The 15,077-nt window shown below is 43.4% G+C and carries 14 protein-coding genes; 6 read left to right on the top strand and 8 right to left on the bottom strand.

The window, feature by feature from the left end:
- The first annotated feature begins 22 nt into the window (after positions 1-22).
- Entirely contained in the window at positions 23-802 is a 780-nt protein-coding gene (locus AC3CH4_RS05430; RefSeq protein WP_171327518.1) for a DUF2927 domain-containing protein, read from the top strand.
- Positions 803-896: 94 nt separating this feature from the next.
- Here the strand turns inward: AC3CH4_RS05430 and AC3CH4_RS05425 are convergent, their stop codons facing one another.
- Complete coding sequence (locus AC3CH4_RS05425; protein ID WP_171327519.1) at positions 897-1,286, bottom strand: DUF2750 domain-containing protein; 390 nt, start codon at positions 1,284-1,286, stop codon at positions 897-899.
- 149 nt (positions 1,287-1,435) lie between these two features.
- Positions 1,436-2,341: a manganese-dependent inorganic pyrophosphatase gene (locus AC3CH4_RS05420; RefSeq protein ID WP_114633238.1), complete on the bottom strand. Its 906-nt coding sequence runs from the start codon at positions 2,339-2,341 to the stop codon at positions 1,436-1,438.
- A 201-nt stretch (positions 2,342-2,542) separates the two neighbouring features.
- Between AC3CH4_RS05420 and AC3CH4_RS05415 the strand changes: the two genes are divergently transcribed.
- On the top strand, positions 2,543-3,757 hold the full coding sequence (locus AC3CH4_RS05415) for a putative manganese transporter (protein ID WP_004734594.1): 1,215 nt from the start codon (positions 2,543-2,545) through the stop codon (positions 3,755-3,757).
- A 393-nt stretch (positions 3,758-4,150) separates the two neighbouring features.
- On the opposite strand, the gene torA is transcribed toward AC3CH4_RS05415, so the two are convergent.
- The 3 genes from torA to torE are packed head-to-tail and all read right to left on the bottom strand — an operon-like array spanning position 4,151 to position 8,054.
- Positions 4,151-6,613 (bottom strand): trimethylamine-N-oxide reductase TorA, encoded by a 2,463-nt coding sequence (torA, locus tag AC3CH4_RS05410; RefSeq protein WP_114633236.1) that lies wholly within the window; start codon positions 6,611-6,613, stop codon positions 4,151-4,153.
- Between the two features lie 24 nt (positions 6,614-6,637).
- A complete protein-coding gene (torC, locus tag AC3CH4_RS05405; protein ID WP_123923909.1) occupies positions 6,638-7,819 on the bottom strand; it encodes a pentaheme c-type cytochrome TorC in 1,182 nt (393 codons plus the stop codon).
- A gap of 52 nt (positions 7,820-7,871) precedes the next feature.
- Positions 7,872-8,054, bottom strand: a complete 183-nt coding sequence (gene torE, locus AC3CH4_RS05400; protein WP_004734591.1) for a trimethylamine N-oxide reductase system protein TorE — start codon at positions 8,052-8,054, stop codon at positions 7,872-7,874.
- Positions 8,055-8,492: 438 nt separating this feature from the next.
- Here torE and AC3CH4_RS05395 point away from each other — a divergent pair, with 438 nt between their 5' ends.
- A complete protein-coding gene (locus AC3CH4_RS05395) occupies positions 8,493-9,287 on the top strand; it encodes an ABC transporter permease (RefSeq protein WP_237299476.1) in 795 nt (264 codons plus the stop codon).
- Positions 9,288-9,639: 352 nt separating this feature from the next.
- Here the strand turns inward: AC3CH4_RS05395 and focA are convergent, their stop codons facing one another.
- On the bottom strand, positions 9,640-10,482 hold the full coding sequence (gene focA, locus AC3CH4_RS05390) for a formate transporter FocA (protein ID WP_017078992.1): 843 nt from the start codon (positions 10,480-10,482) through the stop codon (positions 9,640-9,642).
- A 363-nt stretch (positions 10,483-10,845) separates the two neighbouring features.
- Positions 10,846-12,153, bottom strand: coding sequence for an ATPase (locus AC3CH4_RS05385; protein WP_114633233.1), 1,308 nt, complete (start codon positions 12,151-12,153; stop codon positions 10,846-10,848).
- Positions 12,154-12,410: 257 nt separating this feature from the next.
- On the opposite strand from AC3CH4_RS05385, the gene AC3CH4_RS05380 reads away from it, so the two are divergent.
- The 3 genes from AC3CH4_RS05380 to AC3CH4_RS05370 all read left to right on the top strand — a co-directional run bounded on the left by AC3CH4_RS05380 (position 12,411) and on the right by AC3CH4_RS05370 (position 14,280).
- Positions 12,411-12,641, top strand: a complete 231-nt coding sequence (locus AC3CH4_RS05380) for a TIGR02647 family protein (protein ID WP_004734587.1) — start codon at positions 12,411-12,413, stop codon at positions 12,639-12,641.
- A gap of 114 nt (positions 12,642-12,755) precedes the next feature.
- Positions 12,756-13,610 (top strand): NAD(P)H-binding protein, encoded by an 855-nt coding sequence (locus AC3CH4_RS05375; RefSeq protein WP_171307778.1) that lies wholly within the window; start codon positions 12,756-12,758, stop codon positions 13,608-13,610.
- Positions 13,603-14,280 carry a YdcF family protein gene (locus AC3CH4_RS05370; protein WP_171307779.1) on the top strand — a complete coding sequence of 226 codons (678 nt, stop codon included), beginning with the start codon at positions 13,603-13,605 and terminating at the stop codon, positions 14,278-14,280. The genes AC3CH4_RS05375 and AC3CH4_RS05370 overlap by 8 nt, the downstream gene beginning before the upstream one ends.
- Before the next feature lie 129 nt (positions 14,281-14,409).
- Here AC3CH4_RS05370 and AC3CH4_RS05365 read toward each other — a convergent pair whose 3' ends face one another.
- Positions 14,410-14,988, bottom strand: coding sequence for a thymidine kinase (locus AC3CH4_RS05365; RefSeq protein WP_004734584.1), 579 nt, complete (start codon positions 14,986-14,988; stop codon positions 14,410-14,412).
- Positions 14,989-15,077: the final 89 nt, after the last annotated feature.

The raw sequence follows: 15,077 nt of genomic DNA, 5'->3' as shown, positions 1-15,077 counted from the left end.
ACGTTTAACAAAGGGGAAAGGTATGTTATTAAGAGCTTCAATGCTTCCCCTTTTGTTGGCGCTGTTTTCCTTTAACGCAGCAAGCACACCGCTCACTTGGTTAGATAGAAGCTTCGTCGAAACTGCCTTTTATAACGTCGCACTTCAACACGAATATTCCCAAGGCAACAAGCCACTCGCCAAATGGAAACAACCGATCAAGATTTGGATCGATCATCGAGTGGGTGATGAAGAACTGCATCAAGAGCTCACAGAGCTTCATATCCGACACTTATCCGAAGTCACTCAGCACCCGATAACAATCGTCAACAAAGAGTCTGAAGCGAACGTAAAATGGATATACACGCGGCAAAGTCAGTGGGTATCTGAGGCGAAATCGTTGCTCAAACTCAAATCAACTCAGCATCTAAACAACGCTATTTGCACGGCGGGTTATCGAACTAATTCTAAAGATGAGATTGTTTACGCTGGGATTGTTATTCCCGTTGATCAAGCAAGATCTCGAGGTAAGCTCGTCGCCTGTATCGTGGAAGAAATCACACAGGTTCTAGGCCTGCCGAATGATTCAGATAAAGCCTACCCTTCTATTTTTAATGACCATACGCCAGAAGACTTGTTATCACCCTTAGATGTGGTGCTACTGCAACTACTGTATGAACCAGAATTGAAAGCTGGAATGACAAAATCTGAAGTAAAACCTGTCGTTCGAAAGATACTCAAGAGGTACAGTAAAACAGGTGTGCTTCAACAAGCTTCAAAAGCCGCACAGCAAGCGCCGTTGTATCAGTTGATTGGGTACTAACGAAAATGCGTTGTAAATAGCTTAGATGGGATAATTGAATGATAGCGCTGCCTAAAAAAGGCAACGCTGACTTAAGAACTGTATTGCGGCAGAATTAGCGCTTAGCAGCTTGCTTCTTTAATTCGAAATCGAACTCATCAGGGAACAAGATTACGCCTTCTTCTTGCTCGTTCGGGAACACAACCACTGCAAGCTCGTCGTCTTCTAGACCGTTAGTCCAACGGCTGTGCCATTTGTTCAACGAGATAGACTCAGCTTTACACTCAGACCAATCACCCGTAGCCCAAGATTCAGCAAACTCGTGATTTGGCCATACTGGAACACAGTCTTCATCTTCTGTGTTCAGCATTACACAACCGTGTTCATCGGTTAAGATCCATACTTCACGGTTCGCTACGATTTCTTTCACACAGTACTTTAGGCGTTGCTCACCCGTATACTTATTGATTTCAGCGATTTTTTTATCGTCTAGCTGTGTAGTCATCTTAATTTCCTACTTTAGTCAGTAACTTTGCTCTTAAAGCTATTTTATGCCGAGAGCTTTTAACTTCAAACATTTTCGATGAAGAAGAAAATCCACTTCAAAGAAAAACGCCTGCTAAATTAGCAGGCGTTTATAATTAAGCGACTTGATTAAACAAGCTCACCCTGTAACCAAGGCCAGCCTTGCTTCTTACGGCTTAATGTATTTTCCATCATTAATACGCCGTCTTTCTCGTGCTTAACCAGTTTATCAGCCCACTCGCCTTTGTATAGAAGGTGAGTTTGCGCAGTAGTGATGTCTGTTAGCATTACCGCAGCAAATGCTAGACCGTCTTTCTCACAACGTTCTTCAAGATCCGCTTCTAGCGCTTCAATCATGCCATCTACTTGCTCAAGAGTCGCAAGCTCAACTTGACCAACAACAACATCACGACCGTTGAATGGGTAGCCTTTAAGGTCTTTTTCTACTAGTTGTGCAGCAGATAGGCCTTCGATGTTTGTCTTAGCGATTAGAAGCGCTTTGATGAATGCATCAATGTCAGTCACGCCAGCGATTTCAGCAAGCTCAGCAACCGCGTCTTTGTCTTTTTGAGTACATGTTGGAGAAGCAAAACCAACCGTGTCTGAAAGAATTGCAGACATCATCAGTTTAGCGATTTGTTGAGAGATAGCGTGACCTTCAATCTTGAACATGTTGAAAAGTACAGTATTTGTACAACCAACAGGCCAGATCCAAGCTTCCATAGGGTTAACTGTCATCGCGTCACCTAAACGGTGGTGATCGACAATACCTACGATCTCAGCTTCAGCAACATCGTCCGGTGCTTGTGCTAGATCTGAGTAGTCTACTAGCCAGATTTTTTCACCAGCAACAGAAGTACGAAGTTCTGGTTTTTCAGCACCAGCGACTTCTAGAATGTGTTGAGTTTCGCGGTTGATCTCGCCTTGGCGAATTGGTGTCGCTTCCTCGCCACGAGCTTTAAGAAGCTCTGTTGCAACTAACGCACTACAAATACTGTCACTATCAGGGTTTTTGTGACCAACAACTAAAATCATGTTTCTTCCTATTACACTAACAATTATGACTCTACCTTTAGAGTCTCTCTTTATTAGCCATACTTTACCTCATTTTTTCAGGTTGGTCATGTTTCGTAGGTTTAGCCAATGGTAACAATAGATAAAAAAACAACAAATGCAATTGATAATTATTATCATTCGTATATATTTATCTTAAGCCACTAATTTTGAGTAACACCTATGGATCGACTAATCTCTTTTTTGCCAAGCAGTAGCGCTGCGAAAACAACTCAGTTTTCACTGTCATTTAAGCGCCTGCTTTTACCTATCTCACTTGCAGCTTTAGTTATGGCGCCTGCCACGCGAGAATTGACGGTCACTACCTTGTCAGACGCCTTTTGGGCCGTGTCTTGTTATGTTGCTTTGACCTTAGCGATTTACCACGGGTTAAGCCTGTATATCAACAAAGATAACGTCTTCAACAAGCTCGTCCATCAATCCCGTTCAAACCAAGTTGTATTCGCTGCACTTATGGGGGCGCTACCCGGCTGTGGCGGTGCGATCGTGGTTACCACACAATTTATCTCGGGCAAACTCGGATTCGGCGCAGTTGTTGCTGTGCTCGTCTCAACCATGGGTGATGCGGCCTTCCTGCTCATTGCAAGCGAACCCAAGACTGGTTTAGCCATGATGGCGATGGGCGTGATCGTCGGAACTGCGTCAGGTCGAATCATTAACTTGTTTCACGCAGACGACTTCTTACGCCCAAAAAAAGCAGAGAAAAATGAAGCGGTGAGCAGCTGTGCTTCTCAATCTCAAGACAAAGAAGCAGTATCGAAAAAAGCGATCAACCTACAAGGCTATCTATGGTCTGTACTCATTATTCCAGGTGCTGCGGTTGCCCTACTTGGCTCTTTTCAAGTGGACGTGAATGAGTTGCTCGCTTTGCCCGAAATGTCGATGGAATGGGCAGGCACTATTTTGCTGATTAGCTCGATGTTTCTATGGGGTCTCACCCGTGAAATTGAAGATTACAAATCAGCCGTAAGTGAAGACGAAAAATGTGTAGGCTCTCATCCACTACAAAAAACGGCTCAAGATACTAACTTCGTTACTGCATGGGTGGTGGTTGCTTTTCTTTTCTTCGAATTTGGCTCTGTGATAGCAAATGTCGATTTTGCGACGCTATTCTCAAGCTGGGGCATGATGCTCCCCCTGGCGGGAGTGTTGATGGGATTGCTACCGGGGTGTGGTCCGCAATTGCTGGTCACTAGCCTATACCTTTCTGGTGCACTGCCACTATCAGCTCAGGTAGGTAACGCAATTTCTAATGACGGTGATGCGCTATTCCCTGCGATTGCGATGGCACCGAAAGCCGCTCTTGTCGCGACCTTGTATTCCAGTGTTCCCGCTTTGATTTGTGCATACGGTTACTGGTTTATGTTCGAACTTTAGGCTTACGTTCGAAGCTTAGGTTTATAATTGGAGCTTAGGTTTACAATTTAAGCTTAAGTTTATATCCGAGGCTTAAGCTTTTATTCAAGGTTTTAGCTTTACTCCATAGGTTTCTATTAGGTCGGTACTTTGTATCGGCCTTTTTGTTTCCATCTGCCTAAGCCCTTACAACAGGTTCTTTGTGCATTCCCTTCCGGCTTCATGCTAATGCTTTATGTTTCTACAGCCTACCTCAAACAGCACGTTACAGCCTGCCTCAAAAACGCCCCTCTGGCGCTGTTACAATGCTTAGTTAGAAATCCCAACACGTACACTAGAAAAACAAAAAGCCCCTGTAAGAGTACTTACAGGGGCTTTAATTCAAGCTTTAGTCTTGGTTCTTAAGTACAAGACTTAAGAAACTTCGATTGGACCACCGAATGAAGTTACTGGAGGCAGTTTGCCTTGGAACTTCTCGAAGTTAACCAAACATGTGTTTGCTGACGTTGCTTGAGCAAGTTCAGACGTACCGATGTCTTGAGTTAGTGTGTTTGGATCGCCGTATGTATCTAGCGCACCCACTTTCTCGTTGATCGGGCCGTACCAAGCACCTTCTTCGATACGAACAACACCAGGAGCGTAGCTATCCATTAGAACAGCACCTGCTAGTAGTTGACCACGGTCGTTGAACACACGTACTACATCGCCATCTTTGATGCCTTTCTTCTTAGCATCGACTGGGTTGATGTAGATAGGCTCACGGCCTTGTACCGCGTAAGTCGCACGCCACTCTTCAGATTCACACATCTGAGAGTGAAGACGCTTGTCTGGGTGACAAGATTGTAGCCAGTACGGGTGTTTGTCAGAGCCTGGACCACCATGTGAACGTTCAGATTTCTCGAACCACATTGGGTGTTCTTGACAGTGCTCGTAACCCATGTTGCCAACAGTACGGCTTGTGATTTCGATGAAACCAGAAGGAGTACCTAGTGCGTTGATCTCTGGATCTTCACGGAATGAAGCGTGACGAGTCCATGGCTTACCTTTACCGAAGTCTAGGAAACCTTTCTCCCAGAACTCAGCAAACTCAGGCATTTCGAAGCTGCCTTCGTTTGATGCACGACATTCGTCATACAGAGATTTAACCCACTGCATTTCGTCCATACCACGCGTGTAATCGTTGTAACGACCCCAACGCTTAGTTAGGCTAGACATGATCTCGAAGTCCGTCTTAGACTGGAACAGAGGATCCACTAGCTTGTGCATTGCGATCAAACCACGGCCAGAGTACGCGCCATAGCCATCAATATCGTTACGTTCCCACTGAGTACATGCTGGAAGCACGATATCAGAGTGACGACAAGTTGCAGTCCAAGCGAAATCAACAGCCACTACAGTTTGTAGACTCTTGAATGCTTTACGCATCTTGTTGCGATCTTGGTGGTGGTGCCACGGGTTGTTACCACTGAATACCATCATCTTAATGTCTGGTAGCGTTACAGTAGAACCGTTCGCTTTGATCTTCTTACCTGGTTCAAGCAAGCTATCAACCCAACGAGCTACTGGAATTACGCGGCTATAACCGTTGTAATCTGTATTCGTGTGTTTAGGTGATTGACCTTGGTCGATGTTCAACGGGAAAGAACCCGGAGCAGCGAAGCCAGTTGAAGATACACCGATACCTGAGTAGTGGTGACCGTAAGAGATACCACCGCCCGGAAGACCAATTTGGCCAACCATTGCTGCGATAACTGCACACATCCAGTAAGGCTGCTCACCGTGCTCTTGACGTTGGATACTCCAACCAACAAGAATTTGCGTACGACCGTTAACCAGCATCTTAGCGAATTCACGGATAGAGTCCGCGCTTGCGCCACAGATAGCCGAAGCCCACTCTGGTGTCTTCTCAACTTTATCTTTCGTTTCACCTTGAACGTACTTGATGAAGTCTTCAAAACCTAGACAGTAAGTTTCGATGAACTTCTTGTCGTATAGGTCTTCGTTGTAAAGAACGTGAGCAACACCAAGCATGAACGCCACATCAGTTTGTGGGTTGATGTACATCTGCTCGTTTTCTAGGTAACGGCCTGTTTTGTTTTGAACAGGGTCAACAGAAACAACGTTGATCTCTTTCTTAGCAACTTTCTCTTTCAGTTGTTCTAGGTATGCGAACGACTCGTGAGTCTCACATGTCCAACCTACTTGAAGGTTTTTAACTGGATCGTTACCCCAAAGAACAATGTTGTCACTGTTTTCTAGGATAAGTTCCCAAGATGTACCTTGTGCGTAAACTTCAGTCGAACCTAGCACGTAAGGCATGATCGTTTGACCAGCACCTGTTGAGTAGTCACCGATTTTCTTCACAGAGTAACCGTGAAGTGCCATTGCACGTTGCATATGGTTAGTACAGCTGTGGAACTGACCCGTTTGTCTCCAACCAGTTTGACCAGTGTGAAGTGCCCATGGACCGTAATCTTTCTGTACGCGCTCTAGTTCGCGGTAAACAAGGTCTAGTGCCTCATCCCAAGTCACACGAATAAAGCGGTTGTTACCACGCGTGTCTGCGCTGTATTTATGCTTCTTCAACCAATCTAGGCGAACCATAGGGTAACGCACACGTGATGGACTGTAGATAATACCTTTAATACCTTTCAACATCTCAGTTGGGTGTTGATCGATTTCTAAAGGTTTAATTTCTTGCACTTTACCCGCGTAAACGCGAGCTCGGAATGCACCCCAGTGAGAACCAGAGACTTTCCACGCGCCGTCTGTTTCTGCAGCAGACGCTGATGCCGACGCCAATAAGCTTGGACCGATAACCGATGCCGCACTTGTAGTAGCGACACCTTTCAGAAAACTTCTTCTTGTAATTGCCATTGTGTTACTCCAATTGACGTCTTATTAGTGATGGCCTTCAGAAAAATCTGATGAGTGCTTCTGTAGATACTTAAGAACAAGTGCTTCTGTATCTGTATCGAAGTTAACGAACGCAATCATACCATCTAGCATGCCTACCCAACCGTTAGCGCTGAAGTGAGCTTCATCTGGCTGTGAGTGACACGTTGAACAGTTAGATTGGTACGCTTGACCCGCTGCGTTCCAGATTGGAGCGAAGTTATCAACCATAGACTCTTTCTTCATCCAAAGTGCTAGGTTAACTTCTTCCCATGGAAGGCCAGTAAGCTCATCTTCTTTCTTCTCACCAACAGTGATAACGTCACTTTGAGATACTTCTTTCGTCAAGATTGCAGTCGAGATGTTCATACCGAAGTCTTCTTGGATTACACGTCCGAAGCCTTTCGCTTTACGCCAACCGTCGATTTGAATCTTGATCATGTCGCCTTTTTCGTCGATAACCGCAACTTTACTTGCAGGGCTTAGTAGACCCGCTTCAACTGTTGCTGTTTCATCTGTGTACATTGGTAGGTGACGAATAGAGATCACGTCAGAACCATTTGCGTAAGATGTGCTGCTTGCTACATTTTCTAGCTCGCCAACAATACCGCTCGCTGATGCCATATCTAATGGCAGGTTATGAGCAATACCTTTGTGACAGTCAACACAGCTTTGATCACGCTCTGCCGCGTTCTTCATCTGGATACGCGCTGTTGGGCGCATGTTCTCGAAGTCCATTGAATCGTAGTTGTGACAGTTTTTACACTCTAGAGATTTGTTCGAAGAGAAACGATCCCATTCGTGTTTAGCCAGTTCGATACGACGAGCTTCGAATTTCTCAGGCGTATCTAGGTCACCAAATACTTGAGCGAAGACTTCTTTAGATGCTTGCATCTTACGAGCAATTTTTGCTGTCCATTCATGTGGAACGTGACAGTCAGGACAAGTAGCACGTACACCAGAAGTGTTTTTCCAGTGAACCGTTTCTTGTAGTTCTACGTATACGTTGTCACGCATGGTGTGACAGCTTACACAGAACTCTTCTGTGTTTGTATGTTCTAGAGCTGTATTAAAACCGCCCCAGAAAATAACACCGGCGATAAAGCCACCCATAGTTAGTACACCAAGACTGATGTGTACTGCTGGGCGAGTCATTGTGCGCCATAATTTAACTAAAAATGATTTCATGTTTAGCTCTCTTAAAAATTAGTTCTAATAAAAATGTGATAGCAAGAGGGCATTACATGCCGCCGTGTGCACCTGGAGGACCTAATACAAACACTTGCAGTGCCCAAACTAGAAAGCCGTAGCCTCCTACAAAAGCCACACTTAATATTGGAAAGAGAACCACTGCGATGAAGAGGAATGACTTCCACTCCAACGAGCGTTTTTCGCCAGTTTCAATTTTATTAACATCACTCATACATTTTGCCTATTTTGTATTTAGTAATTTCGAGTAGCTCATTCTAAGGAGCTAAAGTTCTTGAGTATCTAACAACAAATTTTAGACCATACACAAAGTAGGGTTCAATCAAATCTCCTGTTATATCCCTTGCTAATCAATACTTTTTTGAGGTCATCCAAACTTGTTTTTAGTTAAACAAAGTTATTAAAAAGTATTAACAAATGTGAAGAATTAAGTATATTTCACAAATGTTAAAAACCAACATTTTCGCAACCACATTGTAACCAATTTTAACGTTTTACCTACTAAGTAGTAGCCATAAAACCCTCAAATAACCATTATTTTGTACTTTGAATGTTAAATAATTGAGCCTTTTTTGAGTTCGACAGGTATGACGCTGAAATGCATCATTTGGCACTTTCAGATATGATAGAAGCCTTATTAAAAGGAAGCATTATGCAAGACGTTATTGATATATCTTGGTGGCAATTATTGTTTTTCAGTTCACTTCTCTTGCTACCAATTGTAATCAACCACAAGCTAAAACTTGGCCTTGGAAAAGAGGCTTCTATCAGCATCATTCGCATGACTGTTCAGCTATTTCTGGTTGGCCTCTACCTAGAATACCTGTTCACTTTGAATAGCTTGTGGGTCAATTTACTGTGGTTATTTACGATGATTATCGTTGGGGCAAGCTCGATTGTTGAAAAGTCCAAATTACCCCGAAACCTCTTGTTAGTGCCTGTCGCTGTGAGCCTAGCGGTAACCTGTGTACCCATTGTCTTGTTCATCTGCTTATTTATCATTAAACCAACACCGGTTTTTAACGCTCAGTACCTTATCCCGATCGCAGGGATGTTATTGGGTAATAGCTTAAGCAGTAATATAGTGGCATTGCAGAACCTGTTTGGTGCTTTTGAAACACAGAAATCAGAATATGAAGCAGCAATCGCGTTAGGCGCGTCTCCTACTTATGCTGCAGCGCCTTTTGTACGTAATGCTATACAGAAAGCGATGTCTCCTATTATGGCCTCAATGGCAACCACAGGCTTGGTAACGCTACCAGGAATGATGACAGGACAAATCTTAGGGGGAGCTTCACCAATGATCGCAATTAAGTATCAACTGATGATCATGTTGGCTATTTTCGTGATGATGAGTAGTTCATTGGCGCTCGCACTTCACCTTTCTTTAAAGACTTCTTTGACCAAAGAAGGGCGAGTTCTCGCTCAAATACAGCCTTCAAAATAACCTCCCGACTCCTCTTAGATCTGGTTACTCACTGAATTTGATACAGGTTATCCACAGAAATTGTGGATAACCAAATCAATATAGATCCTTTTTTGTCCATTTCGGCTCGAACAAAGATCATCGCCATTGATCCTTGGGTGATTTCAAAGACATATACACACGAGCAGAACTGCGTTGTTAAGCGTTCAGATGATAATTTAGGAAATCAACGAGTAAGTTTTCCACAAATAAAAAACGGCCTGCAATGCAGGCCGTCTTGTAAATGTCATAAGTCAGTTCAATGTTTTCACTGAGCTTTAACTAATCTTGTCACAGAGCTAGTCACGCAAGCTTTGTTGATCCGCCATCTTTATCAATCGCGTAAATAAATCAACCAATACCACATGCCAACAAAGATACCGCCGCCAATGATGTTACCGATAGTAACGGGCAGCAAGTTGTTCATCAGAAAATCCATCATGTTTAGGTCAACATAGTCTGCCGGATTAGCCCCTGTCATTGTCCAGAATTCAGCAGGAGCAAATGTTTTGATACCGATAGCTAAAGGGACTTGGAACATATTCGCAATACAGTGCTCAAAGCCCGATGATACAAACATCGCGACAGGTAAAATCAGTACTGCAATTTTGTCAGTCAGTGTTCGTCCACTAAACGTCATCCATACCGCGATACAAACCAATACGTTACACATGATGCCAAGCGCGATAGCTTGGATAAAACCATGGTGCATTTTGTGCTGAGAAATGGCCATCGCATTCAAACCCACTTGCCCATGGTCGAACATGTACTGTTTAGTCAGAAGCATGCATGCCACTAGCAATAAAGCACCAATAAGGTTACCGATATAAACGGTCGCCCAGTTCTTTACTAGGGTTCCCCAGGTAATCTTGCCGCTTGCGCGAGCAACGAGAGTGAGCACCGAACTGGTAAACAGTTCACCGCCAGTAACAACAACGAGGATTAAGCCCAAGCTAAATGCAAGGCCACCTAGAACGCGAGTAATACCCCAAGGTAAATCACCAGCGCCAGTGGTTACAATTGTGTAGAACACAAACGCAATACCGATATGTATGCCAGCTGAAATCGCTAGGAGAAAAGATTTGGTTGGATCTTTGGTTGCTTTACCTACGCCAATATCTGCAGCGCGCTCAGCCATTTGTGGCGGTAATAATGAGTCAAATTGGTTCAGATTCATGATGATTTACATTTTGAAACATGTTGTCGGGAGCGAGATAATCCTCTCTTTCATTTCTGAATTCAAGAGCTATTTGGGACTCAAAATACCTCCCACAACCTTGTGGAAAGGAAATAGCCCAAGTTATTCAAAATTCATACAACTTTAGTAGTAAAAAGAAAACTATGCTGAATGAAAGGTTATCAACTTAAAAAATGGCACACTTATAAATATCAATAAGTTACGAAAGAAAGCAAAGGAATAACGTACACTATAATGACTCACAGATCGCTGTTGCCTCTAGATTTTGATATAGATCAACAGAACGTAAAAAAGCGCCCTTAGGCGCTTTTAACTGAATCACAAATAAAGAAATTAGTGATGCTAAACCGAAGGTTCAATCACTTCTTCTGATGATTGTTCTAGAGCAGAGCCCTCTAGATTCGATCCAGTACTCAAAGGGATTACATCAGAATCACTTTCATTGGCAACTTTACCACCTAGATTTCTCAAACTGTCCACTAGCTCTTCTAAACTCTTAATATGCGCATCACTCTTGGTAATCTGCTCATCTAGAAGATTGCTATGCTTAGTCGCCTCAGACAATTGTTGCGCCTGCTTCTGATTATCACTCTCTAGCTTAGCGAGTTGTTCAGTCAAAGTTTCAATTTCTGACTTTAATGACGCTGTCATATCTAAGCTTTTTAACGCTTTCACACTCGATACAATTTTCTGAGATTGCTGACGCAACCCAACATCTCGGTAATCTTCATCATTAACTACTTGTGAAATGCTCAACAACTGATTCTCTGCATTCAAAACCGACTGTTCGAATTTGTCGCCTTTTACGCTCGCTAGCACTTTGACTTCATGAGCGACACTGCGCACGTGGTTCAACTCAAACTCCGCAGCGTGGACCGCATCTTCAATGATCGACTTTTCACGAGGACTGGCTTTGACTTGGCTTTCTGCCAAAGCAATTTGAGATGCTGCTTTAGCAAACGTCAGTGGAGCAACGTCATCAAAATCTTCATCTTCCAAGAACTCTAACTCGTCCTTCAATGGTTCGATGTATTTCTTATGTGCCACTTTAACTTCCAATAAGCGAGCATTATTAAGAAACTCCACCTGTGCTTCTTGAGCGTCTTCAAGCTCATCGACCAGCACATATTCAAACAACTCGCTGTATTCTGAATACAAGCGTTTGTAGCTCGAGGTAAACATGGTATCTGCGCCAAGGAACTTGAGGTAATCCATTTGCACAATCGAATCCGCTAGTACTCGGTCAGCCTTCTTCTTTAGCACTAATATCGAGTCATAGTTTGATTTGATCAACGCAATTTTTTCATCAAAAGCTTCAGCGTAAGTCAGGCTCGAAAAAATTGAATAACTCTTGGTGAGCCGAGTTTCGTCTTTCAGTAAATCCGCATAAATGCTTTCAGCGTCGTCCCAAGCGTCTAATAGTTCATTGTAATTCTCTGGAGCATAGAGAGACAACTGAGCGTGGTCTGCGAGCTTAGCCTCCCATTCGGAGTAAACGCTTTGGACAGACTGAAATGAACGGACCTCGATTGTAGATTGGTTATTGTTGTTTGTGGTTTGGTTCGCGTCTGTCTGCTCTGAAGGTGTACTCTGACACCCTGCGATAGCAAATAGCATACTGATCATTAATGCTACTTTGTTCGCTCTCACTTATGCATATCCTTTTTATACAATATTCGCTCAATGCAAATTATTTCTAGTCACAATATATTACAACCGCTTAGCAATAAACATCACTGATGATTTAAGTGGATGCAAATCACCCAATATAACCAAAATAAACTCATCACTCGATGATTAATCAATCAATTTGGTATCACTTATCAATTCTCTTTATTTGCTATTGCCTGAGCCGTGAATGCGCACTAAGGTGAAGGTAGAGAACGTTATGAATATATAGGTTAATTATGAAGTACAACGCTGAAAACATTGCTGATTTAAACCTCCTTCTTCAATTTGATGTAAGTAGTGCCGCTACTGGAATTAAAGTTCATCAAGAGGCAGCTCAAGAAACTCAAGACGCTGTTAAGCGCCTATTCGAAAAGAACCTTTGTACTCAGCCAGACGGCGGTTACCTAACAGATGAAGGTATACAGATGGCAGAGCGCGCAGACAAACTACTTCGCGTACTAAACTAAATCTCCATTGTTCCAGTAAAAACTCCACTCGCCTCGGCCGTGGAGTTTTTTCATTTTTGGGCAAAGGTTTGTTAGGCTTATTGTAAATTCGTCATTTGCAGTTGTGAGGAACACATGGCTTCTATATTTATTGTTGGTGCAGGATGGGTCGGTGCACCTTTATCTAAACATCTAGAAAAACATGGTAACCAAGTGGTGGTCACAAAAACGACCCGAGCGGGTGCAGACACCATTGGTAACAAACGTATCCCATGTGAAGTTTTCAGCTTTGACTCATCGGAGCCTGAGCATACTATCGGCCAACTCTATTCACTGTTACTCGAAAATAATGCAGAGATCGTCATTGGTAGCTTCCCTCCCGGCTTTAGAAAAGGTGCGGGACAAGAATATGCTGAATACTGGCAACAGCTAACCAATGCTTGTCAGAAAGCCAATGTCAAAAAGCTGATCATGGTTAGCTCGACTACGGTCTACCCGACCAAGCCAGGGATCTTATACGAGCAAGATGCCTCATTAGCGATTTCTACGTCGAGCGATGAACAAGCCAACTCATTTTCGGACAATGCACGCGTGATGCTACAAGCAGAACAGTGCATCATTGATTCCGGTATCGACTACACCATCCTTCGCTTCAGTGGGTTAATCGGCCCTAGCCGCCACCCATCTAGGTTTGCAAGTAAATTGAAACAGGTCAGCACTCAAGCTCCTGCCAACATGCTTCATCTTGACGACGCGATTGGCGCGGTCAACTTCGCTATCAACCAACTGCATAACGAAGTGGTTAATGTTACGACCCCGAACACGGTGAGTAAGGCGGAATTTTATGCCGCTGCACTGAAAAGCGCCAACAGCAGTGAGCCGCTGCCCCTCGTGGTCGATACACCAGACAAGCTGATCTCTTCGAAAAAGATTCTCGACTTGGGTTACTCGTTTAAATTTGAATCCACGCTGGACGCTCTTTATGACTAATCAATCCATAGCTAAGCAATCTGTAACAAATAACTCAAGGATTAAGCTACATCGTTCGATCGACATCCTTTGGAACTTCATGTCTATGGGCCACAAGGTTACGCCTTCAGATTGCATCTTTGTGCTGTGCAGTAATGATACTCGTGTCGCTGAATACGCTGCCGAGTTATATCATCAAAAAATTGCTCCATACATCGTTTTTTCTGGTGGTGTGGGACGTTTTACAGAAGGAAGCTTTGAGCGTTCAGAAGCAGAAACTTTCGCTTCTATCGCACAAGATTGTGGTGTACCAGGTTCTGCAATTATCATAGAGAAACACGCAACCAATACTGGGGAAAATGTACGATTCACCCACGAGCTGCTGACTGAGCAAGGGTTGTCACCGAAAAAACTAACCTTAGTACAGAAGCCCTTTATGGAGAAACGCACCTACGCCACGTTTAGTAAACAATGGCCTGAAGAGAGTGTAGAAATTACCGTGACTTCGCAATGGCAAAATTGGGATGATTACTTTAATGAAGAGTTGCCGTTAGACATGGTTTTGGGCGCATTGATTGCTGATTATGAACGAATCAAATTCTACCCAGCCCAAGGCTTTCAAATTGAGATGCCAATCCCCGATGACGTTGATCATGCCTATCAAGCCTTGAAGCAGCTTGGCTTCGAATAAATCAAAAGCTCCACTTCGAATAAAGCAAAGGCGCGACTTGGAATAAAGCAAAAACACAGGCTCAATAAACAAAAACGGTGACACTTGGTCACCGTTTTTCGTTTTAGCAAGCTGAACTCTGAGATCGGCTTATTTACCTAACGCTTCTTTGTAGTGCAAACGGCAAGCTGAAACATACTGATCATTCCCGCCAATAGCCACTTGGTCACCTTCAGCAATCGCCACACCGTGCTCGTCGGTACGGATTACCATATTAGCTTTACGGCCACAGTGACAAATGGTTTTAAGCTCAACCAGTTTATCTGCCCAAGATAATAAGTAACGGCTACCTTCAAACAGTTCACCTAAAAAATCAGTACGTAAACCGTAGCAAAGTACAGGGATATGCAGTTTATCGACCACTTCTGTTAACTGGTACACCTGCTCTTTCGACAAGAACTGACACTCATCAATCAAAACGCAATGACGCTTTTCTTCTTCATTGAGTTTTTGGATTGCGTCAAACATATTGGTGTCGTTTTTAAACAGTTGAGCTTCAGATTGAAGACCAATTCGCGAGCTAACTTTACCGATACCATAGCGATCATCTAGCGCTGCAGTAAAGATCACTGGCGTCATGCCACGCTCTTGGTAGTTAAATGAAGATTGAAGAAGCGTTGTCGATTTACCCGCATTCATTGCCGAGTAATAAAAATACATCTGAGCCACAGAAATATTCCTGTTATTTAAAAGTTGAAGATAAAAGCAAAGGTGAAATTAAAGAATTTTTGCTAGAAAAAAGGGCTGAAAATCAGCCC

This window comes from Vibrio sp. QJM3NY_26, assembly GCF_057786005.1.
Note: the sequence above shows the minus strand (reverse complement) of the source record. Positions and strands in the feature narration are given on the sequence as shown.

Bases quoted from the DNA above. Each gene is read 5' to 3' on its own strand.
- AC3CH4_RS05430 (WP_171327518.1), top strand. From the start codon at position 23: ATGTTATTAAGAGCTTCAATGCTTCCCCTTTTGTTGGCGCTGTTTTCC.
- AC3CH4_RS05425 (WP_171327519.1), bottom strand. From the start codon at position 1,286: ATGACTACACAGCTAGACGATAAAAAAATCGCTGAAATCAATAAGTAT.
- AC3CH4_RS05420 (WP_114633238.1), bottom strand. From the start codon at position 2,341: ATGATTTTAGTTGTTGGTCACAAAAACCCTGATAGTGACAGTATTTGT.
- AC3CH4_RS05415 (WP_004734594.1), top strand. From the start codon at position 2,543: ATGGATCGACTAATCTCTTTTTTGCCAAGCAGTAGCGCTGCGAAAACA.
- torA (WP_114633236.1), bottom strand. From the start codon at position 6,613: ATGGCAATTACAAGAAGAAGTTTTCTGAAAGGTGTCGCTACTACAAGT.
- torC (WP_123923909.1), bottom strand. From the start codon at position 7,819: ATGAAATCATTTTTAGTTAAATTATGGCGCACAATGACTCGCCCAGCA.
- torE (WP_004734591.1), bottom strand. From the start codon at position 8,054: ATGAGTGATGTTAATAAAATTGAAACTGGCGAAAAACGCTCGTTGGAG.
- AC3CH4_RS05395 (WP_237299476.1), top strand. From the start codon at position 8,493: ATGCAAGACGTTATTGATATATCTTGGTGGCAATTATTGTTTTTCAGT.
- focA (WP_017078992.1), bottom strand. From the start codon at position 10,482: ATGAATCTGAACCAATTTGACTCATTATTACCGCCACAAATGGCTGAG.
- AC3CH4_RS05380 (WP_004734587.1), top strand. From the start codon at position 12,411: ATGAAGTACAACGCTGAAAACATTGCTGATTTAAACCTCCTTCTTCAA.
- AC3CH4_RS05375 (WP_171307778.1), top strand. From the start codon at position 12,756: ATGGCTTCTATATTTATTGTTGGTGCAGGATGGGTCGGTGCACCTTTA.
- AC3CH4_RS05370 (WP_171307779.1), top strand. From the start codon at position 13,603: ATGACTAATCAATCCATAGCTAAGCAATCTGTAACAAATAACTCAAGG.